Below are 25661 nucleotides of genomic sequence, written 5' to 3'. Positions count from 1 at the left end.
AAAAGCCTGATCCTTGAAAAAGAATTAGAATAAACTTTAGAAAAGCATTCATTTATTAAGCGGTCAATTTTTGGTCATTAAATTCAAACGGTGTTATATTTACTGACGAATTAACGAAAACAAAGAGACTTGATATGAAGCATTTATTTACAATTTTATTTATTGGAATCTTATTTTTTTCCTGCAGCAGCAATGAAGATGACGCAGCGGATACTAACAGCGATCCATTGGTAAAACAAATAAAATTTGATGGGGCTACTAATACTGGTCTTGCGATTAATTCTCAGGAGATTAATTTTAATTTTGAATACGACAATAGCAAAAGATTAACCAAAAAAGTGGGTGGCTATTTAGCTATTTCTCCTAATACTGGTTTTGATAGAATTTTTTCAAATAAGGTATATACATCCTTTGTTTACAGCAATAATAAGGTTACTGTTGAAAATTTTTATGATTCAGATGTATATGCAGTTGCTAAAGGCACGATCTATTATACATTAAACAGTGCTAATCTCATTGTCGAAAAAGAAGTGCCAAATAGTATTGCCATTAATTCCAAAAAGCTAGTTTATAAATATTCAGACGGAAAACTTACAGAGGTCGTAACGAGTTATCCAAATATGACCTACTACCCGGATGATGAAACCGATTTTATATTGACATTTTCGGAGAAATTCTATTACGACGCCAAGAATAACCTGACGAAGACAGAATATACAGAGTTACATAATGGAAAGAGCGATGGAAGAAAAATCGTAAGGACTTTTGAAGAATATGATACCTCTTATAATCCGTTTAAGAGGATGCAATTAGTAGAAGAATATTTTTATCGTTCACTTTCCAAAAATAATTTTAGAAAGTATACAGAGACTTCCTATTACCATGACGATGTCTCAACAAAAGAAACAGGATGGAAATTTGTCTATGATACTCAGGGAAATATTATAGTCAATTAGTACCTAGCTCCACGAAGTGTTTGCAATCGCTACGCGAAGTCTTAAAAAAATCATTAAAATAATTCTCTCTTTGCCTCTGAATAGTCAGACGTTTGCACTGGCAGAGGATAAATTAAAAAGTTTCTCAATTAATGTTTTGAAACAAAAGAAGCTTCTAAATTTAGAAGCTTCTTTTTATATTGCTGGAACTACCCAAATACGCATTCTGCCTTTTGGCTTCCCAAACTTGTATTCTGTCCCAGTTATTTCTTTAAATAACAAATTTAATGCAGATTGTAAAATATAACAACTGAATTTGATATTTAATAACTATAGTAATTGCTTTGATTATAGTATTTTATGATGCTTCGAATTGGTCTATAAACATAATGTTGTTTCCATTCTTTAAGTTTAATGTTGACTGATTTTTATCAAATATTAATTCATATTGACCAACAGAAATTGTAAAATCCTCTTTTCGCATCGCAGTTACAACAGTAACTTCATAGATATTTGTATCAAAGAAATGATACTCAGCTATTATATTTAATGTTGTTTCATTATTAAATTGATCTTTTAAAACGACCCTCAAGGCTCTATGCCCTGGAGGTGGGTGGTTTATAAAATGAAATGATTTATGTTTTAATGAATAATATAGTAAATGAGGTAAAGCTTTTTGAATTAAGGGTTGAATGTGCAATAAACCAATATCCTCCCTTTTTGTTCCATCATCTTCACCATGTTGGTCTCGATCAGAATAGTGCTTGTCGACCCAAAAATTAATTATAATTTTTTCAGAATGACTTCCGACATGTTTTGCATTAGAAGAAGAACAATTTTCTTTATATTCTTCTATATCAATTACAATATCACCTTTAGAAGCAGGTTTAATATGAACTCTTTTTCTTCTTGATTTTTCTTCCATGATTTCTGTAAAAATGCAATGATAAAGAATATTTTGACCACTAAAAAGGAAACACATGAAAAAATACGAATTTTATTAATAAAATTAAATTATTAGCCACAATTTAAAAACTCAGCTCGCACGCAATGCCATTGAGTTAAGATCTTTTTTAACGCAGATTCTGCAATTTTTTTTTTTTCATTGCGCTAAAATCTGCGTGAGTTTTTTTGAAAACCCTTAACTCAATGGCATTGCGCACTAGCAGGGTTTAGAGTTGACTACAAATTGTAGTCAACTCTGAAAAACTACCCTGAAGAATATTGGTCAAGTTTGAAACCGTGACTATTTGTCACGATTTGGGATGTAAATCCCCATCAACCATCTCGCTAACATAACTCAAAAACTCCAACTCATCCAAAGGAAACAGAGAGAGCACGGTTTCTAAGAGCAGTGCAACATCAACAGATTCCTTTTCGTTATTTTCTGAAATTTTATGCCTGTTATGATGAAGTGCTAAAATGCATAACTTTAGCAGATCGGTAATAACACAACCCAATTCGAAATAGTTAAGAACTTTAATCTGTGCTGTGTAGGTTTGGGATTGGTCATTTGCAGGTTTTAAGGTCTGAAAATGCTCGGCAGCTAATTTTTTAAGATACTCTAAATTTTTAATTTCATTTGTTTCCATAAGGCATATATTTTTAGTTTATGTTTTGTTAAACGTTTTATTTTTTTTAAAGAAAAATCGTACATTTGTTTAACTTGGCGAAGAAAGAAAAAGATTCTACTGTATTAAATCATTTTTGGTCGTATTGTACATCACTAAATATGTTTTTTACATCTTACCAATTATTACACTTAATTATTATCTTTGAATTATGAGCACACTAACAAAACCAAATCATATAGGGCGCAAAATAAGCCGTATTCGTGAACTTCGTGATATGAAACAGGAAGCTTTGGCGCAAGCTTTAGGAACAAACCAACAAGCTATATCGGCTATTGAAAATAGCGAAACGATAGACGAAGAAAAACTGATTCAGGTTGCAAAAGCACTTGGTGTTTCGGTCGAAGCAATTAAAAACTTTTCTGAAGAAGGCATGATTAATTATTTCAATACTTTTAATGATTCAGGTAATAATACTTTTGGTGATTATAATGCCTGTACTTTCAATCCGTTAGACAAATTAATGGAAGCAGTAGAAGAAAATAAAAAGCTCTACGAACGTTTGCTTCAATCCGAAAAAGACAAAATCGAATATTTAGAAAAATTACTAAAAGGAAAATAATAATCTCTACTGAGATTTATTTATAAAAACAGCTTTTTCGGAAGCTGTTTTTTAGCTTTGCGACTCTGCGACTTCGCGAGATTTTTGTTTCTCCACAACTTTTAGAATTGATTCTAATTTTACTCAAAATTTTAATCTCATGAGAAAGAACAGATCCATATCATTGGACAGTTATTTTGAAAATTTCATAGAAGACAGCCTCTCTGATGGCAGATTTAAAAATGCAAGTGAAGTTGTCCGGGCAGGTTTACGTCTTTTGGAAGAAGAAGAAAGCAGGCTTTCAATTTTAAAAAATGCTATTCAGGAAGGAATAAATAGTGGAAGAGTGGAGGATTTCGATCCAAATGAACATTTAAAAATCTTTAAATCCAAATAGTAAGAATCCTTCATGGCAGAATGGATTTAAAAGCAAAACTTTAAAGAAAACAGTTAGCGCGAAGTCTAAAAGAAATATACTAAACCTTCTTTTTTATTGATGTTTTAGATTTACGATGCAGTTTTTCGATAATAGCATCGGCTTTTTCATTTTGACAAATAAACCTTAGAGATTCTGCATAACGGTAGTAATATTCAGCCTCTAAATCTGATGTCATGGCAAATAATTGATCGTACCACACCGCTGCTTTTTCTAATTTATTGCGAGAATAAGATGAGTCACCTAATTTCTGAAATAAGTCTATTGATTTATAGCCTTTTGCAGCGATTTTTTCATATGTTTTTATCACGTCAACATAAGCATATTTGTCGCTTACTTTATCTGTGATATAAACAGTTTGATTTTGTGCAGCAGCACGAAATGAAAATACAATTAATACTAGTAAAACAATAAGGTTTTTTTGCATAGTATTAATTTGAAATATTGGTTTTGATTCTCATTTTTTATTGAATATTTTTTTTGGTATTCTTATGTTTACAAATATATCTAAATCAGTAGTATAACTTGTTTTTTGGCTGATTTTTTTTCGTTTTATCGATTTTTTAAAGCGGTTATAAGAAATAATTTACAGTTAATTTCAGAACATTTTTTTTAAGGGAAGAATGTTTATGCGACTAATTTTTTATTTTTATAAAGTTAATTTATAGTATATTTCGACTTCTGTAATATAAAATCATGCGTAAAATAATCCTCTCTTTGCTAATTCTTATAATTGTGCTATTTGGTATAATATTATTTGTAAAGAATCCTAAAGAAGAGACAGTTTTTGATAAAAAAGCTGATAATAAATTTACCAAAAGAGTTAGTGCAGTAAAAAAACTAGTTGCGAGTGATTCTAAATACAGTAACAAAACTGCCTTTTTTATCGACATGAAAATTAGTTCGGGAAAGAACAGATTCTTTGTTTATGATTTACAAAATAATAGAGTAATTGATAAAGGTTTAGTGGCTCACGGTTCGGGATCTGAAACAAAAGTTGAAGGAGAATTGAAATTTAGCAATGTTAATAATTCACTTTCTACATCATTAGGAAAATATTACATTGGGTATAGTTATAACGGAGATTTCGGAAAGGCATACAAATTACATGGTTTAGACAAGACAAATGACAATGCCTTTTTAAGAAATATTGTTTTGCATAAGTATAGTAAGGTTCCGTATGAGGAACAAGATGCCCCGATTTGCAACAGTTACGGTTGTCCAATGGTCAATGAAAGGTTTTATAAACGAATCGAGAAGCTAATTGATGCTTCTGATAAAAAGATTGTTTTAGATATTTATTACTGATTTAAATGAATGCCTAATTTTTTCGGACATTAGAAACAATACACGAGCGTGACGCCCGCGCCAACGACAGATTGATACCAATAAAAATAATAATTGATGAGCGAAAAATATACCCTTACCGGAGGAGCAAGAATAGGTAAAGCAAACGCAAGCTATCCCCTTGCTAATTTGTATGTTGATAAAGATGTTTTAAAAATTAATGCTTCTATTGTGGGGAATTTGGTTTTTCTACCAAAAGATATCATTTCTATAGAAGCCTATACCTCGATTCCAATAATTGGAAATGGAATAAAAATTAAACACAGGGTCGAAAAATATAATTCAGAAGTTATATTCTGGACTTTTAAAAATCTAGAGACGGTACTTAATGAAATTAAGAAAACAGGATTTTTAGAAAACACAAACTCGGAGCTAAGCGAACATGATTTTGAAATTATAGAAAGACAAAATAAGGGAGGATTTCCAATAAAAAAAGGTGCTGTTCTATTTTTTGTTGTGACTTGGAATTTTCTTTTTTTATATGATATTGTTCCTTTTTTTCTGCAAGAGAAGTCAGAAGGTTTTCCAATTGGAATAGGTATGAACCTGGCTGTTGGTCTGGTTTTGATTAGCTCGATTTTGGTTTTAGTTTCAGAAAAATTCAGAAAATTAATTCTGAAAGAAGACAGAGGAATTAATGATATTAAGGGATTTATATATTTATTAATCGTGGTATGTGGATTGTTGTTTATTCAATTTACGATTGTAAATAGTAGTCGTTAATCTTCTATTGTTTTAAAAAAAAAGAAAGTTTTTTCTTTCAATTTAATTGTTATTACCAACAAATAACCTTAAATTTGAGAATTAAAATTTTGTAGATTCAGATTATGGAACATTCAGAAAATATTCAATTATTCGAAGAAAAGAAAGTGAGAGTAGTTTGGGATCAAGAGGAAGAAAAATGGTATTTTTCTATCGTTGATGTTATTGGTGTATTAACTGAAAGTGTTGATGCAAATGCTTACTAGCGAAAATTAAAACAGCGTTTAAAAGAAGAAGGAAATGAAACCGTGACGAATTGTCACAGTTTGAAGATGAAAGCTGCTGATGGTAAAATGCGCTTAGCTGACGTTGCCAATACAGAACAACTTTTCCGATTAATTCAGTCTATTTCGTCGCCAAAAGCGGAACTTTTTTTAATATACCTCGTCATGCATTTAGGTAATATTGTACTTTTTGAATTGCCGTTGGTTTTAACCAACGGATTAAGAAGTTACAGCTGCAAGGCTTTAGCCAAAACTTTACTCTTAGGTTTTTTGGCTAAAGCCGCTTGACTTAAACATACATGACCGTTGGTTGAAACCAACGGCTATTCAAATCTGGATTATTTCCCCACTTTTTTTATTTTCAAAAGAACACTTCTCTTTATCAAACGATCACTTAGATATTGGGTGTGGTTGATAATAAAAAATTAAGAGACCTTAAACTCGCACTAATAGCTCTTCGAGCCCCTTTGTTATGGATAGTTATGGATAATCAGATCTTTATAAAAGTGATCACTTATTTTCAAAAAAATATTCGTTTATGTTGCGGTAAGTTAAGTTTTATTAAAAAATAAAATTTAAAACAGCCAGAATGTGGAAAACCGTAAAAAAATTCCGAAGATAATACCTAGTTTAGCCAAAATAAGGGTGGAGTTCAGACACCACTTAAATAAACGGGGAGTAACTGAAAATCCTAAAGAGTAAGGAAATCAAAACAAAAAACAAAAGAATTATGTTAACAAAATTAGTTTACAAAGCAGCAATTTGCCTAGGTTTAATTTTAGTAATGCAACAAAACTGTTTTGCACAAGCCAAAACAAAAGACGAATTAAAAGCAGAACGTGAAGTTTTGAAATCAGAAATGAAATCAAAAGATGCTGAAGAACGTAAAGCTAAATTGGAAAAATTATCTGCACCAAAACCTTCAGGTATCTCAAGCGTTGATGGACTTGCAGCAAATTCATCACAAATGTTAACTTCTTCAAAAGAATTAAATGTATTGATTCCTGAAATGTACAAAAGAACAGTTGGAGAATCTGTTGACGGTGTTGCAGATGTAACCGTTAAAAAACCAACTTTAGACGAACTTAATGCTCTAGGATTAAATATTGCTACACAAATCAAAACAGTTTCAGAGGCATCAGCAACTGTTGCTACTGCTTCAACAGATTTAAAAGGAGCCGGAATGATGCAAGCACCAAAAGGAGCTAAATCATTAAACTTTTCAAAAGATGTAATGGCTTTGGTTTTACCGGAATTAAACTTAAACTTAAAAGTGGTAAACAATTTAATTTCTACTTTGAAATCATCAGGAAACTATTAATTATATGAGAAATTTATATTTTCTTTTAGTACTGCTTTTGAATAGCCTTGTGGGCTATTCACAAGCAGCAACGAAACCGGTTGTTGGTGTTGCTGCTTTTACTTCTGAAGTCGATTCTAAATATTCGGGTGCAGTTGCCGAAAAAGTAGTTCAGATTGTTACGAATACAAGACGTTTTACCGTTGTTGACAGAACAAGTTACGACAAAGTAAAAGAGGAATTGGAGTTTCAAAAAACGGAAGCTTTTCTTGATAGTAAAAACACTGCCAAACAAGATGTTGCTTTGGCTGCCCAAAATATGATTATTGGGAATATACTAAAAATGAGTGTTTACGCGATAAAAAATACAGACGGTAGTGTAAACGGTTACAAATCTAGTGTTGCTTTTACGCTAAAAGTAAACGAAGTAGAGACAGGACAAACTACTGAGGCTGAGAGTTTTCAAACCTCCGTTAGTCCGTTGATGTTATCACCTGAAAGTGCTGTGAACGAAGCTTTGAAGTCTATTGAGCCTAAATTGAGTGAGTATTTTATCAAAACCTTTCCTTTAACAACTAAAATCAGTAAAGTCCTGACTGTAAAAAAAGAATCAGCTGCTGTTGTTTTAATTTCAGGTGGTAAAGAATTTGGTTTTAAAGAAGGAGACAAATTAATCGTTGAAAAAAACGAATTGATTGACGGTAAGCCTTACCCATCTCAGATCGGAGAATTAAAAGTAGTTAAAGTAGCCGGAAATGATTTCTCTGAATGTGCTGTTTCTGACGGCGGAAAAGAAATTTTGTCAAGATTTAATGCGGCAGAAAAATTGACGTGTAAACTAATCGTAAAATAAGTACAACATGACTTTATCAAAAAGAATAGGTGTTTTAGTTCTTCTGATTTTAATTTCATTCACGTATAGCTGTAGTCAAAAAACACTTCCAACTTCTGAGGTTAATTATGTTTCAGGAAACGCAGGAACAATTACGATGCGAACAATTGGTAATGGTTCAAATGAGATGGAAGCAATTAGTGAAGCAGAAAAAAATGCGATTAATGTATTGCTTTTTAGAGGACTTCCGGAATCAGAGCAGAAGTCGGCCTTAGTTGGAACTAATGAGTCAGAAGAGATAGAAAAACATAAAACCTATTTTGAAAAATTTTATGCTCAAAAAAGGTATAAAACTTTCTTTATGTCGAGTATTCCGGTAAGTGATTTTGCAAAACAAAAGGGAGGGGCAAAAAGTCTGACTTTAGATGTCAAAGTTAATCTGGCGGCATTGCGAACAGACCTTGAACAAAACAACATAATCCGCAAGTTTGGATTTTAAAATAAAATTTATGAAATATAAATATATTAATTATATGATTTTATTTGTAACGTTATGCGTTACAAATTTTGCATTTAGTCAAAATCCTGCAACAAATAGCGGTGGGCAAGTAGTAACAGTTCAACCCAAAATAATGGTAATCCCTTATACAAGAGAAGGGGAAGATTTGAGAACTGTTTTAGAAGATGATCCAAACAAAAGAATTGCCATAACAAAAATAAAGGAAGGTTTTGACAGCAGAGGTTTTACAACTGTAGATTTTATTGCAAAATTAAAAGCTGCCAAAGACAATCACGTATTTACTTCAGATAATCAAACGGATATTAAGTCGCAGATTATTCAAATGTCCGGTGCAGATGTTTATGTGCAGGCAGAAGTTATTATTGACAATACAAGTTCGGGAAATTCAGTTAAGTTAATTTTGACGGCTTATGAAGCATCAACCGGAAATTCATTGGCCAATAAAGTTGGAGAAAGCGGAAGATTTTACACCGAAGATTACAACAAATTAGCCTCAAAAGCGGTTGAAAGTTGTATTCATGATTTTCTTAATGTTATGCAAGCCAAATTTACAGACATTGTAAATAATGGTAAGTCTGTAATTGTAGACATTAGTTTTGATGCAGGTTCACAGCACAATATGGCTTCAGAAATTGGTTCTGATGGTTTACCATTATCTGACCAAATCGAGGCCTGGATGGAAAAAAATGCCTTTAAAAACAACTATCATATTCAGGGAACAACTGACTTGAAAATGATACTTGACGATGTTAAAATCCCATTAAAGGATCAAGCAACGGGGAATAATTATAATCCAAATAAATTTGCGCTTGAGCTTTTTAAATTCTTCAAAGGATTAGGATTGCAACCGGCAAAAGATGTTAAAAGCAGTACTATTTACATCACAATTAAATAAATAGAGATGAAAAATATTTACTTTATACTAATTGTTTGGCTTTTTTCATTAGTGGCAAAAGCACAAACAACCAATGATATCGGAAAAATTTCTCTTTCGGTAGTGGTACCTGAATACATGGAGGATTTAGGTGATTCTCAACTCTCAAAATTAGATACAAAAATCTCTCAGATCGTGACAAGTTCAGGTTTGTCGGATTCGGGTTATGGTAATAATTTTGTGATTTATCCGAAATTTGCCGTTAACGAAACTAATGTTGTGGAAGGCGGAATGCAAAACATAACAGTTGTTACTATTGATTTTAGTTTGTTTGTGAAACAAGTAGACAGCAATATTTTGTTTTCGACTATTACCAAAGCAATCAAAGGGAGTGGAAGTAGTAAAGAATTGGCCATCACCAATGCGATTTCTAAAATTGCAACAAATGATCCGGGCTACAAAAAGTTTATTGAGGAGAGTAAAAAGAAAATTTTTCAATATTACGAAACCAAATGCACTGAGCTTATTAAAAAATCGGATGGATTTGTAAAAACGCAGCAATATGAACAGGCTTTAGGTTTACTGATGTCAATTCCTGACGCTGTAAGTTGTTATAGTCAAGTTCAGGTGAAAGCAATTGAAGCGTACAAAGGTTTTCAGAAAAATAATTGTGCGAAACAAATGCAATTAGCGAGAACCACAATCGCAACAAACGATTATGTTGGAGCATTGAATATTTTAGCTGAAATTGACCCTTCTTCCCCTTGTTTTAAAGAGTCACAAACTATGGCGAAAACCGTAGAAACAAAAGTGAACGCGGAGGAAAAGAAACAATGGGATTTTCAAATGAAACAATACAACGACGAAGTTAGTTTAGAAAAGCAAAGAGTAAATGCCATTAAGGATATCGCTGTTTCTTATTATAAAAGTCAAACAACAGACATTAATTATACTGTAATTGTAAAATAAAAATCTGTGGTAAACAAAAAAAGCAGCTCCGTAAAGAGCTGCTTTTGTTTTTTCAGGCAAAAAATTAACGACGGAATGCTGGACTTTTATTTACAGATTCGTCAAGTTTAACGGTTTTTGTTTTCTTTGTTGAAACCGTAATTTCATGCTTTGTGATTTTACCATTTTCAGTTACTTCCAAGGTATAAGTTCCAGCTGGATAAGCTTCTAAACTTAATGTTTTTGAAATTTCTAATTCATCTGTAGCAGAAGTTCCTGTATAGACTAAATTATTATTTACGTCGAAGATTGAAAAACTTGATTTCTCAACGGTGTTTATAGTAAAGCTTACTACCTTTCCATTTCCGGTTTTTATATACAAGATATAATCCCCTTTTCCATCAATTGCATAAGTAAATACAGTTGTTAAAAACACGGCTACAACCAAGCCTAATTTGATAAATCTTGTCATTTTTTTTAAATTTAAATCGTGAACCGCGCAAAACTACAAATAGAAATTGAATTTCATATAAAAAAAATATTTTTTTAAAAGACATAAGTAGTTGAATTAAAACGCTTTCGGTGTTTTGTACGAACTATGTACGTCATTACTGGATTTCCGGATGTTTTTGTAGGTGTTTTTTTTTAATGCAATACAAATCAGGATCTTAAAAATTATTAAGAATAATTTTTCAAATGAAAAAAAGCACTACGAATTATGTTTTAAAATTGTGTAATTTCTGACAAAAATAACTGCTCCGTTGATCGAATTGGTACGAATTATTTTCTGCCACAGATTAGAAAGATTCGCACAGATTATTGAATCATTTTAATGCTTTAATCTGTGGTGGGATACAAAAAGAACAGCGACATTTTTTTTAAACCATATAAGTTATAAAAGCTCATTTAAGATTGTTCTTTGTGTTTCTTGCGAAACCTTTGCGGACTTTGCGATTAGGAAGTTTAATCGCAAAGTCCGCAAAGGTTTTTATTTGTGTTGAACGTTAAGTGCGCAAGTGGTTAGGCTTTTGGGAATAGGCTTAGAGGTTCAGAGTTGCAAAGTTTTTCTTTTTCATGCAGATTTAGCAGATTGAACAGATTTTTTTAAGAGGTAAACAGATCAGCCTAATCTGCTAAATCTGTGTGAAAAAAAATAGGTACAAAATTTAAAAGGATCTACTATACCAAAATTAAACTTTGCACCCCTTGCGGTTAAAAAATGCAACACAAGATTGTGAAATATTCAATAAAGTTCTGCATAAAAAAAACAGCTCAATGATTAACAAGGAGCTGTTTCTTAAACAATCGTTTTATATAACTAACAATATAAAAACATTTTTATACCAGATAATAGGTATGTTTTTTAACGTACCGCTATGCTGCTGTTTTTGGCAGACAAACCGGTTTTGTAAACAGATGAAACTGCTTTTCGGGATAAAACAGATGTGTCATCTGTAATTGTAATTTCATGTCTTACTTTTTTTGCATTATCTTCCACTTCTAAGAAGTACGTTCCTTGTGGTAATTCTTCCAGGTTAAAAGTTCTCAAAATCCCAACTGTGCCCGAAGCATTTTCAGAATAAATAAGAGTATTCTCTTTGTCATAGATCGCCAGATGGGCTTTCTTAACCTGATTCAATGCAAACGTAATTTGTTTTCCGTTTGCTTTTAATACATGAAGATTAAAATCTTCATTCCCGTCGATTGCATAAGAGCTCATTCCTGTGAAAAGCACTGCACATACTAAACTTAATTTTAAAATCTTTTTCATGACTGTTGTTTTTTAGATTAATAGTTCTAATTCTATGGTGCTAAATTACTCCAGTCTTACATGATTTTTCACAACTCTATTGGCTAATTGTGATGCTGTATTCTCATTTACGAAACCGTTATAGGTTAAAATTTAAATTATTTTAGGTATTTTTGTTAATTATGGTGTTATTTTCTAATGTTTGTGTGTGGTGGAGTTATTTTTACTTTTTCTGTTCTTCTTACAAAAAGCGCTAGTGAAATAAAAGACGTTTTATTGTGTCACATAGTAGTTCGGGAAAATGCAGAGCCACTAAGTCTTTGCCTGCTTTTTTAACCTTTGTCCCTTTTTGACTTTTGAAGCTGATCCAAATAAGGCATAAAAAAACAGCTCAGTAACCACAAAGAGCTGTTTTGAAAAACAATTAAATGTTTTTAAACTTTACTAACTATCAAACCTCGTTTTATACTATGCAGTATAAACTCTACCAGCATGTTACCACGCTTGTATTTCTATTGCTAAAGTACTTCGATTTTAATTTTTTTTGCACAACTCTATTGACTGATTTATATGCTGTATTCTCATTTACGAAACCGTTATAGGTTAAAATTTAAAGTATTGTAGGTGTTTTGGCTGATTGAGTAATTATTTTTTAATTATTTATTGAATATAGTGTTTTGTTTTTCCTTCCGACTTTCTTACAAAAATTACCGTATTTGTATAAAATAAGCAGATTAAATACGATTTGTAAAAAAAAAGTAGTGATAAAAAATCAGATGCAAAAAAAATGACTATTTCTACGATTATTCAGTTTTAGCTATTTTTGATTTTTCGCACTATATTCTTGTTTACGAAACCGATATAGGTTAAAATATGAATTATGTTAGGCGTTTTTGTTAAATTTGTTATTATTTTTTAAAATCCTTAGCATGAAGACTATCGTTCCGACTCTTGAAATAATATCCAATTCATACGGAAGTTCTTTTACCTATACGAAACATGCTGAAAAGACCAATAGCAAAACACATTTGTGGCATTATCATCCTGAAATCGAATTGGTTTATATAAACGGAGGAGCAGGAAAAAGACAAATTGGGAGCCATATTTCATATTATACTAATGGAGATTTACTTTTAATCGGTTCGAATATGCCTCACTGTGGTTTTACTAATGAACAAACAGGAAATAAAAATGAAATCGTGATTCATCTTAAACCGGAATTTTTAGGGAATGATTTTTTTGTCGCTCCCGAAATGAAAAAGGTTTTAAGTGTCATTAATCAAGCCAACGCCGGAATCGCATTTGGAGGGGAGACTAAAAAAAATATCGGAAAAAAGATAGAAATGATGGGGGATCAGCTTCCTTTTGAACGTTTATTGACACTCCTGAGTATTTTGGATGAGTTAGAATCTTCAGAGGAATATACGGTGCTTAATGCTAATGGTTTCTCTCTTGAGTTAAATGCGCAAGACAGTGACCGGATAAATGTGGTTTTTAATTATGTCAAAGATCATTTCCAGGAATCGATTGCCATAGATGAAGTTTCGAGTTTAGTGAGTATGACTACACCTTCTTTCTGCAGGTATTTCAAGAAAATATCCAGCAAAACATTTACAGAATTTGTAAATGAATATCGTTTGGTTCACGCCTCAAAACTTTTGGCGGAAAAACCAATAACCATAAATGAAGTCTGCTACGAAAGTGGTTTTAATAATTTTAGTCACTTTAGTAAATCATTTAAGCAATATACGGGTAAAAGCGCCTCGCAGTACCGTAATGAGCATAAGATAATTATTAAGTAATGTCTTTTTAGATGCTTGATTTTTTTTTCACGCAGATCTGGCAGATTTGGCTGATTTTTTTGTTGCGTTGATAAAAGGTAAATAAATCTGCTTAATCTGCTCGCCAGAGAAAAAAACCTTACAATTCCACGAGCTAAAATTATGCTTTTGCTACCCTTGTAGTTTTAAAAAAAAGCAACCATTTCCAGAATAAAAAATCTCAGCCAACTTTACGTTAACCCTTTGCGACCCTTGCGGTTAAAAAAAACACACACAAATAATCTTTTACCTGGAAAAAGTTATATTTACAATCCCTAATCAAAAAAAACACCAATATGAAAAAGATCAGAGCTCTAGTAGTAGTATTTCTTGTAGGCATCACCTCAGTGAGTTATGCGGCAAAAGTAGATACTTTACAAATTGCAAGTACAGCGATGGGCAAGACCTACAAAGCCGCCGTTGTATTGCCAAATACCTATGCGAAAAGCAAATCGACCTATCCCGTTATGTATTTATTGCATGGTGCCTACGGTCATTTTAGTGACTGGTTGAAAAACACTCCGAACAAAAAGCTAGTCCAAAATTTGTCGGACCAATACAATATGATTATTGTAATGCCCGAAGGAGAAACATTTAGTTTCTATCTGGATAGTCCTATGAACAAAGAAAGTCAGTTTGAGACTTTTATCACGCAGGAAGTGATTCAGAAAGTAGATAAAACATACCGAACGATAAGCAACAGAAATGGTCGTGTCATTACAGGGCTTTCTATGGGCGGACACGGTGCTTTGTATCTCTCCGGCAGGCACCCTGATTTGTTTTGTGCAGCCGGAAGCATGAGTGGGGCAGTAGACATGAGCGCGATGCTCAACAGGGATTCTTCTACTCAGGTGATAAAATTGATGCAGCCAGTTTTTGGTGATAAAAGCAGTAATACGGAATTGTACGAGCAGAATTCTGTATTGGCGATGATAGATAAACTAAAAGCCAATAAACTACCTTTAATTATAGACTGTGGTGTTAACGATTTTCTGATTGAGCCCAATAGAGAATTGCACCGCAGATTGGTTTACAATAAAGTAGATCATGATTATACCGAACGCCCCGGAGCACACACTTGGGACTATTGGGAGAATTCATTGCCGTATCATGCGTTGTTTTTTAATAAAATACTACTTAAAAATCAAGTAGTTAGTAAGAAATAATGAGAAATAGCAAAAAATATTAAGGTAAAATACCCTCAATCGTTTTTTTTGGTTTGGTTTTTGGAATACCTTTATATATAGAAACTTAAAAATATATAAATTATGAAAAAGATACTTACCTTATTCGCAGTTGTTGGATTAATTGTGTTTTCTAGTTGTGAAGGACCTGAAGGGCCTCCGGGACAAGATGGATATGATGGTTTAGCACCATCCGCTTTTCAAATTAATAATGTGAACTTAACAAGGATTACTAATTTCAAGTACCAATTTGGCGCTAATTTTAATCCTGTTTTATTTAATGATGAAACTGTTTTGATTTATAGAAAGACAGATCAAACTAATTCTGGTGCTCCAGTTTGGCAGTTAATACCAAAAACAATAAATTTTGATAATGGAGATACTGCAGATTATTTCTTTGATTTCAGTAAAGAAGACTTTAATATTATAGTAATAGCTTCTTTTAATTTGGCTGAAGAACCAAGTCTAATAAATAGTCAAACTTTTAGAGTTGTTGTTATTCCTTCTACGTTAGCTAAAACTGTAAATAAAAATAGTTATTTGGAAGTGATGAAGGCAGCAAAATTAAACGAAAGCGAAATTCAAAAAATTAATTTTTAATTTTAATTTATATAAAAAAAAGGAAATCGTAAGATTTCCTTTTTTTTTAATTGCTTTTTAGAAAAGTTAGTTGGACCATGCCTGTGCCTCGTCTGCCAGTTCCAGGATCAACATTGATAAAATATGTTCCAATAGCTAAATTTGAAACATCTATACTTATTAAGTTTGGGCTTATTATTGAAAAATTATTTGAATTTACGATAGCCCCCATAGTGTTTGTTATACTTATTTTAGTATTAGATAAAATATAATCGGTAGCTTTGTTTTCAATATTTATAACTGATTTTGCAGGATTTGGATATGCAATTAATGTTGCAGGACCATAAACTCGTCCTGATTTCATATTTATTTCGTTACTGTAAGATTTTGTGCTAACATTTGTTAAGGCTCCATTGACTATATTCTCAATTACATAGTTTATTGTTGCAACTCGTCTGAAGTTGTAAGTGGTTTCAATTGTTAATCCTCGTCTGGGGTCAACTTTAAATTCTAAAGGACTTGGAAGATAGTCTTTAGATGTTGCACCAGTAATGTTTGACCAAGTACCGTATGTGTTTGGTCTACCAGTGCTAATTGATTGACTTTGCCATTGATAAGAAATGCTTGCAAGCTCAAGTTTTTTGCCGGGAAGATTTAGGTGTTCAATTGATGGAGTAGAGCCAGTAATTGTAGAAGGTTTTTCAATTGTTTTTAACGATGGGTCTTGACCTAATACTTGATCACAACAAATCATATTGTTGAAACTAACTTTTCGGGGTATTACGTTTAATAAATTGCTAACCCTACTAATGCCCTTGTACGTTGAAATTCTTCTGATACTAAAGTAGTTATCTGTGTCGTTTGAAATGTTTTTTGGGTAAAAGAAATTTAAGTATGAAGAGTTTTCATTTTCGATCGTGATCCATTTTTTATAACGGTAGCTATCTTTTTCGTCTGTTTCAGCATATTGCCATTCATATCGTTCGACATTGTCAAAACTATCTCCTCTTTGTGGGATATGATTTGAATTTTTTAAAATACTCAAATTAACATCCCTGCCACTTTCTGAACCTATTAGTTTTGGATTGGTGTCGATAATTTCTATAAATCCTTGACTATTTGGCCCTGATTCAAGGACAGAAATTTCATTTATTATTGGTGATGGGATTATTGTTAAGTAAACAGCATTACTGATATTATCAAAATAATAATTACCATATCTTCGTTTTATGGTTGTGTTTTTGGTTAAATAATCGACTAATAATATATTGTTTTCAGTTTTATAGTCAGAATCATTCCCTATGTAATTTCTTGTGCTTGGTGATTTACCGTCAGTAACATCGTGCCATTCGCCATAAGCTATCTTGGGGTCTAAATAAGATCCTACAATTGGAGCTGGTTTATCTCCGTATCTTACAATTTGATCGCAGCATATAGTGTTTTCTAAGTTTACAACAGGTGGAGTCACAGGTGGGGTTACAGGCGGAGTTACAGGTGGAGTTCCTTCTTTTACAACAGATACGTTATTACTTTTATAAGTTAAACCTGAATTCGTTTTGTATTGGGCGAATATATATCCTCCGGTAGTATTAAAATCGGTTAAATTCAGAATAATCTCAAAATTACTGGTTGAAGTTTTGCCTTGTATAAAACTTGTAATTCTTTCAGGTCCTCCTGAAACAACTTTAGGATTAATTGCAGGGTCTTTTGTGAAATAGATTGCGATAGTACCTTCAGCCCCGACTGGGACAGGAGATTCTATTTTTGCTGATAAGGATGCATTAGATTGGCTTTTGGATTCCAGATTTATTGGATTTGTACTGATTACATTTTTGCCGTTGACGACTAATGGTGTAAGCGTAACCTTCTGTGCCACTGCAAACGAACAGGAAAGAAGAAGAAAGACTAAAAAAGCGTAATTTTTTTTCATAATAAAAATTGTGTGTGATATTAATAATGTTGTAAAAATACAACTAAATAGTTTATTTTTCTTACTATTACTGTCTGTTGAATAAGTTTATTATGATTAAAATTATATTTTAAGATAAAATAAAAACTTTCAGAAATAAAAAAAGGAAATCATTGCGATTCCCTTTTGTATATATTTAAATAGAGATGTAAAGCTTATTTTTCTTTTTCTACAGCCTCCTTAGTTTTACCATACTTTAAAGAAACCAAAATTCCAACTAAAAGCGAGAGTGCGATAAACCCTAAAGAAGCCCACTCTGGAATGTAGATATAATGGTGTAGCAGCATTTTTAATCCCACAAAAGCTAAGATAGCCACCAAACTGTATTCTAAATAACTAAATTTTTCCAGCATATTGGCCAGGAAAAAGTACATTGAACGCAGTCCGAGAATCGCGAAGATATTAGAACTAAACACTAAAAACGGATCAGATGTAATGGCCAGGATTGCCGGAACACTGTCTACGGCAAAAAGCACGTCCATAACTTCAATGACGATCAAAGCAACGAATAGGGGGGTAGCGGCTTTTTTTCCTTTGTCGGTCAGAATGAAAAATCGCTCATGATCCATATGTGAGGTAATCGGAATAATTTTTCCTAAGGTTTTGTATACGAAAGAATCTTTGGGGTTGAAATCTTCCTCTTCACGCGAGAATAACATTTTGATGGCGGTAAAAAGCAAGAAAGCACCAAACAAATAAGTCGTCCAAGTGAATTTATTAATTAATAGTACACCAAAGAAAATCATTAGTCCGCGGAAGACAATCGCACCTAAAATTCCCCAGAACAAAACACGGTGTTGGTATTTTTGAGGTATTTTGAAAGAAGCAAAAATAATAGCAATCACAAAAATATTGTCAACACTCAAGGACAATTCAATTAAATATCCTGTGATGAATTTCATGGAAGCCACAGCAGGTTTCAGATTATCTGGATTTGAAATATAGTCGGTAGTGTATAACCAGTATATTACTCCGGAGAACAGAAAAGAAAGCGTTACCCAGATCAGGGTCCATTTGCTGGCTTCTTTGGTACTAATAATATGTGGTGTTTTATTGAAAACACCTAAATCTAGAGCTAAAATAAAAACTACGGCTAACAAGAAGAGAATCCAGACTATCATGATGCTATTTATTAGTGATTTACAAAGATAGTTTTTGATATTAAACTTAAAAAGTAATTATTCAAAAGTTATTTCTAAACCTAACAGGTTTTTAAAACCTGTTAGGTTTAAGATGAAAAGGTTCTCGATTTCGCTCAAACTGACAACGAATCGTTTTTAAAAACCTAACAGCTTTCTAAAACCTGTTAGGTTTAGACAATAAAAGCGGCTAAAAAAAAGTGCCATCAATTTTGATGGCACTTTTGAATATAATTTAAGCAATGAATTACAACGCTGACTTTACAGTTTTGATAATTCTTGCTGCAATTTTGTATGGATCTCCATTTGAAGCAGGTCTTCTGTCTTCTAACCAACCTTTCCAACCTTTTTGAACTGTAATTAAAGGGATTCTGATTGAAGCTCCTCTATCAGAAATTCCATAAGAGAAATCGTGAATAGAAGCTGTTTCATGTTTACCGGTTAAACGTAAGTCGTTGTAAGCTCCGTAAACCGCGATGTGCTCAGCAGTAACAGGTCTGAAAGCCTCACAGATTCTTTCGTAAGTAGCCTGATCTCCACATGTTCTTAAAACTTCGTTAGAGAAGTTAGCATGCATACCAGAACCATTCCAATCGGTGTCTCCAAGTGGTTTTGGATGGTATTCGATATAGTAACCGTATTTTTCAGTCAAACGATCCAGTAAGTATCTGGCAATCCAGATTTCGTCACCGGCTTTTTTAGCTCCTTTAGCGAATAATTGGAATTCCCATTGTCCACAAGCAACCTCTTGGTTAATACCTTCAAAGTTAATTCCCGCAGCAATACATAAATCAGCATGTTCTTCTACTAATTTTCTTCCGTGTGTGTTTTTTCCACCTACAGAACAGTAGTACATACCTTGTGGAGCAGGATAACCTCCAACAGGGAAACCTAATGGCAATAAAGTTTTAGTATCCATGATGAAATACTCTTGTTCAAAACCAAACCAAAAATCATCATTATCATCATCAATCGTAGCTCTACCGTTAGAAGGGTGTGGCTTTCCGTCAGCATACATTACTTCTGACATAACTAAGTATCCATTAATACGAGTTGGATCTGGATAAATGGCAACAGGAACCAAAAGACAATCTGAAGAACCTCCCTCAGCTTGTTTAGTTGACGAACCATCAAATGACCAGTTTCCAAGTTCTTCTAATGTTCCTTTGAAATTTTCGTGCTCTTCAACTTTAGTTTTACTTCTTAGATTTTGAGTTGGTTCATATCCATCTAACCAAATGTACTCTAACTTAATTTTAGCCATAATAATATAAATTTTTGTTTTTTTGTTTTTTCGCTGGGTCAAAGATATATTTATTTTTTTACTCCTGAAAATTAGGGGGCTATTTTGTTTGAATGACTATAATTTTTTAGAAAAGCATAATTTTGATAGGGGTGTATTTTGTAAAAAGCATTTTTAAAGGCTTAAAAAGGCAAATTCGTAAAAATTGAGGTTGTTTATTGAATTTTCTGTCTGCTGAATTGCGAAAAAATGTTTGTTTAATGAAGAATACTGCGGTGTTTTGTTATATTTATTCAATTCAAATTAATTATTCTTGGTAAAATGCTTTTTCTGTTGATAAATCGTTGGATAAAATTCTGTGATTTAAGTTTCAAACAGGGGGTTTAATTCGTTATATTTGTTTTTCTTTTTTTAGTGAAAATGAGTACGAATTTTTAAAATTATATACATGTCAACATTACGTTTCCAAGCTTTAAAAGAAGCTTCTACAAGAAAGCCGGTACATTTTGAGGAAATAGACAGAAAGTCTAACATTTTTGGTTCAAATGTGTTTAATGAGAAAGCAATGAAGCAATATTTAACTTCGGATGCTTTAAAAGGGGTACGAGACGCCGTTCAGCACGGAACTAAAATAGACAGAAAACTGGCAGATTATATTGCCATGGGAATGAAAGAATGGGCACTTGCCAAAGGAGTAACACATTATACACACTGGTTTCAGCCACTTACGGGGACAACTGCAGAAAAACACGACGCTTTTTTTGAAACTTCTTATGATGGCAGTGATCCGGTTGAAAAATTTGGAGGCGCACAATTGGTACAACAAGAACCTGATGCCTCAAGTTTTCCGAACGGAGGAATCAGAAATACATTTGAAGCCAGAGGGTATACTGCCTGGGATCCTACTTCTCCCGCTTTTATATATGGTACCACTTTATGTATTCCAACCGTTTTTATAGCCTATACAGGAGAAGCCTTAGATAATAAAATTCCGTTATTAAGAGCATTGTCTGTTATGGATGAGGCTGCAACAGAAGTATGTAAATATTTTGATAAAAATGTCAAAAAAGTAACCGCTACTTTAGGATGGGAACAAGAATACTTCCTTATCGATAAAGCATTGGCAAATTCCCGTCCGGATTTAATGATGACCGGAAGAACTTTGTTGGGACATACATCGGCAAAAGGACAACAATTAGACGATCATTATTTTGGTTCTATCCCGACTCGAGCCTTAACTTATATGAGAGATTTAGAGCAAGAATGTATGTTATTGGGAATTCCGGTAAAAACCCGTCACAATGAGGTAGCACCTAACCAATTTGAGTTAGCTCCAATTTTTGAAGAAACCAATCTTGCCGTAGACCATAACTCTTTATTGATGGACGTAATGCAAAAAGTGGCAGAGCGTCATGATTTTAAAGTATTATTTCACGAAAAACCATTTAAAGGAGTAAACGGTTCCGGAAAACACAACAACTGGTCATTAGCAACCGATACGGGAGTAAACTTATTAAGTCCGAGTAAGACGCCAATGAGTAATTTACAGTTTTTAACCTTCTTTATCAATACAATTAAAGCGGTAAATGATAATGAAACTTTGTTGAGAGCCTCAATCGCAACAGCAAGTAATGACCACAGATTAGGAGCCAATGAAGCACCGCCGGCCATTATCTCTGTTTTTATCGGAGCACAATTGACAAAGGTATTATCCGAATTAGAAAGTGTAACCACAGGAAAATTATCACCGGAAGAAAAAACCGATTTAAAACTGAATGTGGTAGGGAAAATTCCGGACGTTCTTTTAGACAATACCGATAGAAACCGAACATCACCATTTGCTTTTACAGGAAATAAATTTGAGTTCAGAGCAGTGGGTTCAACCGCCAATTGTTCGAACGCGATGACAACATTGAATGCTATTGTTGCCAAACAATTAATAGACTTTAAAAAAGAAGTAGATTCGTTGATCGATTCAAAAGACATGAAAAAAGACGATGCTATTTTTAATGTTTTAAGAGAATACATCAAACAGTCCAAAAAAATACTTTTTGAAGGGGACGGTTATAGCGAGGCCTGGGAAAAAGAAGCCAAAAAAAGAGGCTTAAGTAATTTTAAAACTACACCTGAAGCTATTAAAGCCAAAGTCTCTAAGCAGGCCTTAGATTTGTTTAGTGAATTGGGAATTTTAAATCACATCGAAGCAGAAGCACGTTACGAAATTGAATTGGAAGAATACACCAAAAAAATTCAGATTGAAGGAAGAGTTTTGGGCGATATTTCAAGAAACCACGTAATTCCTACTGCAATTCGTTATCAAAATACCTTGATTGAAAACGTAAAAGGATTAAAAGAAATCTTCGGAAAAGAATTTGAAACCATTGCAAAAGAGCAGATTGTTTTGATTAAAGAAATCTCCGGTCATATTGAAGGAATTAATTCTAAAGTTGAGGCGATGACCAACGAAAGAAAAACAGCCAATCAATTGACAGATGCGCAAAAAATGGCAGAAGCCTACTGCGATAAAGTAAAACCTTATTTTGAAGATATTCGTAATCACTGTGATAAATTAGAATTATTGGTAGATGATGAAAGCTGGACATTGACAAAATACAGAGAATTGTTGTTTACAAAATAACATTTGCTGAACATTTATTTAAAGCCTGTCTCAAAAAGACAGGCTTTTTTGTGATTATGTTAAAATTAAGTCAGTTATTTTTTAATTTTAACAAATGTTTTGGATTAAATGTAAGGAAATTGCAATAAGTAATTAATTTCTGACGACCCAAAATAACAAAAATAGTAGTTCGTCGAGATAGTGTTACATTTCATCGAAAAGATGTTAATGTATTGTGAAATAGGTATTTGTACTTGATTTTTGTTTGGGTAACTTTTTTTAATTTTGAATCAGAAAAGAGAAAATAAGTGCAAAAATTTGTTTTCAAATGATGTTAGATTCTTAAAGAATTTCACCCCAAGATTCGCTTTAGCCTACATAATAAGTTGTATTAATAACCAATTAAATATATTTATTATGAAAAAAGTAATTTTAAGCATCTCCGCGATGCTATTTGTGGGTGCAGCAGCTTTTGCTCAAGGAAACACTTCTTCTGTGAATCAGGTTGGTAACTCTGACCAAGGTATCGTAAATCAAAACGGACAAACGAATGCTTCTACAATTGATCAATTAGGAAATACCAATAAATCAGAAGTTTATCAAGGTATTATGCCGGGAGTTTACAATGCTAAAAGCAATATGGCAGATGTGAAACAAAAAGGAGACAACAATGGTGCATTTATTTCTCAAAGTAATCACGATAACAAAGCGTATCAAACTCAAACAGGAAACAGTAATGGCGCAACTATCTGGCAAGATCAGATAGCACCACCGGCTTCAGCTCTTGGAGGATGGGATAAAGCAACTCAAACTCAAACAGGAAACTATAATTCAGCTACCGTAGATCAGGGTACAACAGGAAACGAAAAACCAACCGGACTTCCTTTCAATGCTACTCAATTAGGGTATGCAGCAGCAGTTAGTGTTCCGTTTGCTCCTCATAGCCAAAACGAAGCAACCCAAACTCAAAATGGAGATAACAATGTAGCTTATGCTAGTCAAGGTGGAGTTAAAAACAAATCTTGGCAAACTCAAACTTCTCCAACCGGTACTTCTGCAGCTGATAAAAACGTTTCCAACCATTATCAATATGGAAATGAAAATGAAGCAAAAAGTACTCAAACCGGTACTAAATTGACTGAAAACACACTACAAATTGGAGATTACAACAAAGCAACTGTAACTCAAACAGGAGCTTCTCACAGTAGTATTTCTTTCTCAAAAGGAAATTCAAATACGATCTTGGTGACACAATCAGGAATGTAAGGAATGAAATAGATGAGATAGTCGTAGAACGACTATCTCATTTTTTAATTTTAAAAGAGTAAAGATGAAAACTTACATTTTAAATAGTGTCTTGCTTTTGCTTTTTTCGTCCGCATTTTATGCGCAGGAGAAAGAAGACAGTCCTTATTTCAGACCATACAGTTCTTCTGTGTTTAATACAAAAGAAGTGGCGCTGAGTGTGATTTCTTCTTTGGATAAAAAAGCGCAGAATGATTTATATGCAAGAATCCAATCGGGAGTTCAGATACAGCAGATTGGAGATTATAATACCGTAAACGCCAATCTAAAAGCAACAGAAGTAAAAGTTTCGGTTAATCAACAAGGGAATGGTAACGAATTGTTTTTAGACAAAAATGCAAAAACAATTACGCAGAATATTATCCAAAAAGGGAACGACAATGCTATTTCTGACTTCACTTTGCATACCAATTATAAGGTAAATACGCAGATGATTCAGAATGGAGATAATCAAAATATTAAAAGTATCGGAACCAATTCCATGTCAAAAAACATGAAGATTACCCAAACCGGAAATGGTGCCTCATTAATTCTTATAAATAAGTAAGTATGCATTTTTTATACAGACATATAACCCTTTTATTACTTGTTTTTACTGCGATATGCTATGGACAGGTTCCTCAGGATAAAATAAAGGCAAAAATAGAGATTGAAAAAATAGAAGGAAACGTAAAAATTACGGCCAGTGCTGAAAATCTCACAGAAGTAATTAGAAGTGCCAGTTATAGATTGTCTGCTATAAAAAATAATAATAAAAGTAATAATCAGTCTAATAATTCTCAGGAAGGGATTTTTACCCTCCAGCCAAGCGAAATTAAAAAATTGTCTACTGCCCAGGTAAATCTGGAACCCGATGATGAAGTAATAGTTTTGTTATTGTTTTATGATGAAAATAAACAAATCATAGCAAAAGATCGTGTGGTGATTGGGGATGAAAAAAAAAAGATGATGTGAAAGTTCTTCCTGTGGACGGGTTTGAGTTGAGAGGTATCATTACAGACGATACGAAAACTAAAATAGGAAAGGATTTTTACGATCGCTATTATTACAGATACAATGATATTGGAATAAATGCTGAAAAAATAGTAACAATAGGCGAAGAATATAGTTTTGCACGAAATACCTCCATATCAATTACCATTGATAATGAAGTTATTTATGAATTTTTAGCCAGACCCGATGATGATTTTTTAGATGCTGTCGCAGAAGAATCTGTAAACGCGACCTATGCCTATTTTAAAGAGAAAGAAAAACAAAGCAAATATTTCACTCAGTATTAACTTTATTATTAGCGATATGAAATTTATTTTAACCACCGCAATAGTAGTATTTCTGATCCCTCTGTCTATAAGAGCCCAGGCCTTGGTGTATAAACCTGTCAATCCGGCTTTTGGAGGAGATACCTTTAATTATCAATGGCTTTTAAGTAGTGCAGAAGCTCAAAATAAGCAAAAGGATAAGACAGTAGATACGACCCCACAAACCGATTTGGAGCGATTTAAAGCCAATTTAAATTCGCAATTATTGAGTCAGATTTCCAGTACACTCTACAAACAGCAATTTGGTACAGACGGAATCAAAGAAGGATCTTATACTTTTGGGAGCTTTTCAATAGATGTTTATCCGTCGGCAGATGGTTTAACACTTAATATTTTAGATACCAATACAGGAGAGCAGACTCAGGTAATTATCCCAAATCAATAAC

General features: G+C 32.9%; 29 protein-coding genes. 21 read left to right on the top strand and 8 right to left on the bottom strand.

All coding sequences use genetic code 11. The annotated features are described in order from the left end of the window. Positions 1–134: 134 nt before the first annotated feature. Entirely contained in the window at positions 135–956 is an 822-nt protein-coding gene (locus ACHRV3_RS04030) for a hypothetical protein (RefSeq protein ID WP_395433399.1), read from the top strand. A gap of 337 nt (positions 957–1293) precedes the next feature. Here the strand turns inward: ACHRV3_RS04030 and ACHRV3_RS04025 are convergent, their stop codons facing one another. Then, positions 1294–1860 (bottom strand): hypothetical protein, encoded by a 567-nt coding sequence (locus tag ACHRV3_RS04025; RefSeq protein ID WP_230005095.1) that lies wholly within the window; start codon positions 1858–1860, stop codon positions 1294–1296. A gap of 328 nt (positions 1861–2188) precedes the next feature. Then, positions 2189–2527 (bottom strand): hypothetical protein, encoded by a 339-nt coding sequence (locus ACHRV3_RS04020; protein ID WP_395433398.1) that lies wholly within the window; start codon positions 2525–2527, stop codon positions 2189–2191. A 190-nt stretch (positions 2528–2717) separates the two neighbouring features. On the opposite strand from ACHRV3_RS04020, the gene ACHRV3_RS04015 reads away from it, so the two are divergent. Both ACHRV3_RS04015 and ACHRV3_RS04010 read left to right on the top strand, forming a co-directional pair. Next, the gene (locus ACHRV3_RS04015) at positions 2718–3128 is read left to right on the top strand and encodes a helix-turn-helix domain-containing protein (RefSeq protein WP_395433397.1); all 411 of its coding nucleotides are present in this window, start codon (positions 2718–2720) and stop codon (positions 3126–3128) included. A 139-nt stretch (positions 3129–3267) separates the two neighbouring features. Next, positions 3268–3504, top strand: coding sequence for a type II toxin-antitoxin system ParD family antitoxin (locus ACHRV3_RS04010; RefSeq protein ID WP_395433395.1), 237 nt, complete (start codon positions 3268–3270; stop codon positions 3502–3504). A gap of 79 nt (positions 3505–3583) precedes the next feature. Here the strand turns inward: ACHRV3_RS04010 and ACHRV3_RS04005 are convergent, their stop codons facing one another. After that, complete coding sequence (locus ACHRV3_RS04005) at positions 3584–3970, bottom strand: flagellar motor protein MotB (RefSeq protein WP_395433394.1); 387 nt, start codon at positions 3968–3970, stop codon at positions 3584–3586. Between the two features lie 269 nt (positions 3971–4239). Between ACHRV3_RS04005 and ACHRV3_RS04000 the strand changes: the two genes are divergently transcribed. From ACHRV3_RS04000 to ACHRV3_RS03960, 9 genes are all read left to right on the top strand, one after another. Then, positions 4240–4851 (top strand): murein L,D-transpeptidase catalytic domain-containing protein, encoded by a 612-nt coding sequence (locus ACHRV3_RS04000; RefSeq protein ID WP_395433393.1) that lies wholly within the window; start codon positions 4240–4242, stop codon positions 4849–4851. A gap of 96 nt (positions 4852–4947) precedes the next feature. Further along, positions 4948–5613, top strand: a complete 666-nt coding sequence (locus tag ACHRV3_RS03995) for a hypothetical protein (protein ID WP_395433392.1) — start codon at positions 4948–4950, stop codon at positions 5611–5613. A gap of 104 nt (positions 5614–5717) precedes the next feature. Then, positions 5718–5858, top strand: coding sequence for a hypothetical protein (locus ACHRV3_RS03990; RefSeq protein WP_395433390.1), 141 nt, complete (start codon positions 5718–5720; stop codon positions 5856–5858). 66 nt (positions 5859–5924) lie between these two features. Then, the gene (locus tag ACHRV3_RS03985; protein ID WP_395433389.1) at positions 5925–6164 is read left to right on the top strand and encodes a hypothetical protein; all 240 of its coding nucleotides are present in this window, start codon (positions 5925–5927) and stop codon (positions 6162–6164) included. A gap of 442 nt (positions 6165–6606) precedes the next feature. Next, on the top strand, positions 6607–7197 hold the full coding sequence (locus ACHRV3_RS03980) for a hypothetical protein (RefSeq protein WP_047775651.1): 591 nt from the start codon (positions 6607–6609) through the stop codon (positions 7195–7197). Positions 7198–7201: 4 nt separating this feature from the next. Next, positions 7202–8029, top strand: coding sequence for a penicillin-binding protein activator LpoB (locus tag ACHRV3_RS03975; protein WP_230005101.1), 828 nt, complete (start codon positions 7202–7204; stop codon positions 8027–8029). A 7-nt stretch (positions 8030–8036) separates the two neighbouring features. Further along, complete coding sequence (locus ACHRV3_RS03970; protein ID WP_395433388.1) at positions 8037–8507, top strand: hypothetical protein; 471 nt, start codon at positions 8037–8039, stop codon at positions 8505–8507. A 10-nt stretch (positions 8508–8517) separates the two neighbouring features. Next, positions 8518–9423: a DUF6175 family protein gene (locus ACHRV3_RS03965; protein ID WP_395433387.1), complete on the top strand. Its 906-nt coding sequence runs from the start codon at positions 8518–8520 to the stop codon at positions 9421–9423. 6 nt (positions 9424–9429) lie between these two features. Continuing rightward, entirely contained in the window at positions 9430–10371 is a 942-nt protein-coding gene (locus ACHRV3_RS03960; RefSeq protein ID WP_047775655.1) for a hypothetical protein, read from the top strand. 64 nt (positions 10372–10435) lie between these two features. Here the strand turns inward: ACHRV3_RS03960 and ACHRV3_RS03955 are convergent, their stop codons facing one another. Continuing rightward, a complete protein-coding gene (locus tag ACHRV3_RS03955) occupies positions 10436–10822 on the bottom strand; it encodes a T9SS type A sorting domain-containing protein (protein WP_047775656.1) in 387 nt (128 codons plus the stop codon). 891 nt (positions 10823–11713) lie between these two features. Next, on the bottom strand, positions 11714–12121 hold the full coding sequence (locus tag ACHRV3_RS03950) for a secretion protein (protein ID WP_230005105.1): 408 nt from the start codon (positions 12119–12121) through the stop codon (positions 11714–11716). 908 nt (positions 12122–13029) lie between these two features. Between ACHRV3_RS03950 and ACHRV3_RS03945 the strand changes: the two genes are divergently transcribed. The 3 genes from ACHRV3_RS03945 (at position 13030) to ACHRV3_RS03935 (ending at position 15704) form a co-directional block, all read left to right on the top strand. Continuing rightward, positions 13030–13902, top strand: a complete 873-nt coding sequence (locus ACHRV3_RS03945; RefSeq protein WP_395433386.1) for an AraC family transcriptional regulator — start codon at positions 13030–13032, stop codon at positions 13900–13902. A gap of 314 nt (positions 13903–14216) precedes the next feature. Beyond that, positions 14217–15086, top strand: a complete 870-nt coding sequence (locus ACHRV3_RS03940) for an alpha/beta hydrolase (protein WP_395433384.1) — start codon at positions 14217–14219, stop codon at positions 15084–15086. A 102-nt stretch (positions 15087–15188) separates the two neighbouring features. Next, the gene (locus ACHRV3_RS03935; RefSeq protein ID WP_047775660.1) at positions 15189–15704 is read left to right on the top strand and encodes a hypothetical protein; all 516 of its coding nucleotides are present in this window, start codon (positions 15189–15191) and stop codon (positions 15702–15704) included. A 46-nt stretch (positions 15705–15750) separates the two neighbouring features. Here the strand turns inward: ACHRV3_RS03935 and ACHRV3_RS03930 are convergent, their stop codons facing one another. The 3 genes from ACHRV3_RS03930 to ACHRV3_RS03920 all read right to left on the bottom strand — a co-directional run bounded on the left by ACHRV3_RS03930 (position 15751) and on the right by ACHRV3_RS03920 (position 20055). Beyond that, the gene (locus ACHRV3_RS03930) at positions 15751–17613 is read right to left on the bottom strand and encodes a T9SS type A sorting domain-containing protein (protein ID WP_395433383.1); all 1863 of its coding nucleotides are present in this window, start codon (positions 17611–17613) and stop codon (positions 15751–15753) included. Positions 17614–17807: 194 nt separating this feature from the next. After that, positions 17808–18773 (bottom strand): TerC family protein, encoded by a 966-nt coding sequence (locus ACHRV3_RS03925; protein WP_395433382.1) that lies wholly within the window; start codon positions 18771–18773, stop codon positions 17808–17810. Between the two features lie 265 nt (positions 18774–19038). After that, positions 19039–20055 carry a glutamine synthetase beta-grasp domain-containing protein gene (locus ACHRV3_RS03920; RefSeq protein ID WP_047775796.1) on the bottom strand — a complete coding sequence of 339 codons (1017 nt, stop codon included), beginning with the start codon at positions 20053–20055 and terminating at the stop codon, positions 19039–19041. A gap of 427 nt (positions 20056–20482) precedes the next feature. Here ACHRV3_RS03920 and ACHRV3_RS03915 point away from each other — a divergent pair, with 427 nt between their 5' ends. The 6 genes from ACHRV3_RS03915 (at position 20483) to ACHRV3_RS03890 (ending at position 25660) form a co-directional block, all read left to right on the top strand. Beyond that, entirely contained in the window at positions 20483–22672 is a 2190-nt protein-coding gene (locus tag ACHRV3_RS03915; RefSeq protein ID WP_047775665.1) for a glutamine synthetase III, read from the top strand. A 396-nt stretch (positions 22673–23068) separates the two neighbouring features. After that, complete coding sequence (locus ACHRV3_RS03910) at positions 23069–23917, top strand: hypothetical protein (protein ID WP_047775666.1); 849 nt, start codon at positions 23069–23071, stop codon at positions 23915–23917. 64 nt (positions 23918–23981) lie between these two features. After that, on the top strand, positions 23982–24503 hold the full coding sequence (locus ACHRV3_RS03905; protein WP_395433381.1) for a hypothetical protein: 522 nt from the start codon (positions 23982–23984) through the stop codon (positions 24501–24503). Between the two features lie 2 nt (positions 24504–24505). Next, positions 24506–24910, top strand: a complete 405-nt coding sequence (csgH, locus tag ACHRV3_RS03900; protein WP_047775670.1) for a curli-like amyloid fiber formation chaperone CsgH — start codon at positions 24506–24508, stop codon at positions 24908–24910. Beyond that, on the top strand, positions 24907–25236 hold the full coding sequence (locus ACHRV3_RS03895) for a curli production assembly/transport protein CsgE (RefSeq protein ID WP_230005111.1): 330 nt from the start codon (positions 24907–24909) through the stop codon (positions 25234–25236). Before csgH ends, ACHRV3_RS03895 begins: the two co-directional genes overlap by 4 nt. A 16-nt stretch (positions 25237–25252) precedes the next feature. Then, positions 25253–25660 (top strand): curli production assembly/transport component CsgF, encoded by a 408-nt coding sequence (locus ACHRV3_RS03890; protein ID WP_230005112.1) that lies wholly within the window; start codon positions 25253–25255, stop codon positions 25658–25660. Position 25661: the final 1 nt, after the last annotated feature.

Origin of the sequence: Flavobacterium sp. FlaQc-49 (assembly GCF_044005985.1) — a bacterium.
GTDB lineage: Bacteria > Bacteroidota > Bacteroidia > Flavobacteriales > Flavobacteriaceae > Flavobacterium > Flavobacterium cupriresistens.
Note: the sequence above shows the minus strand (reverse complement) of the source record. Positions and strands in the feature narration are given on the sequence as shown.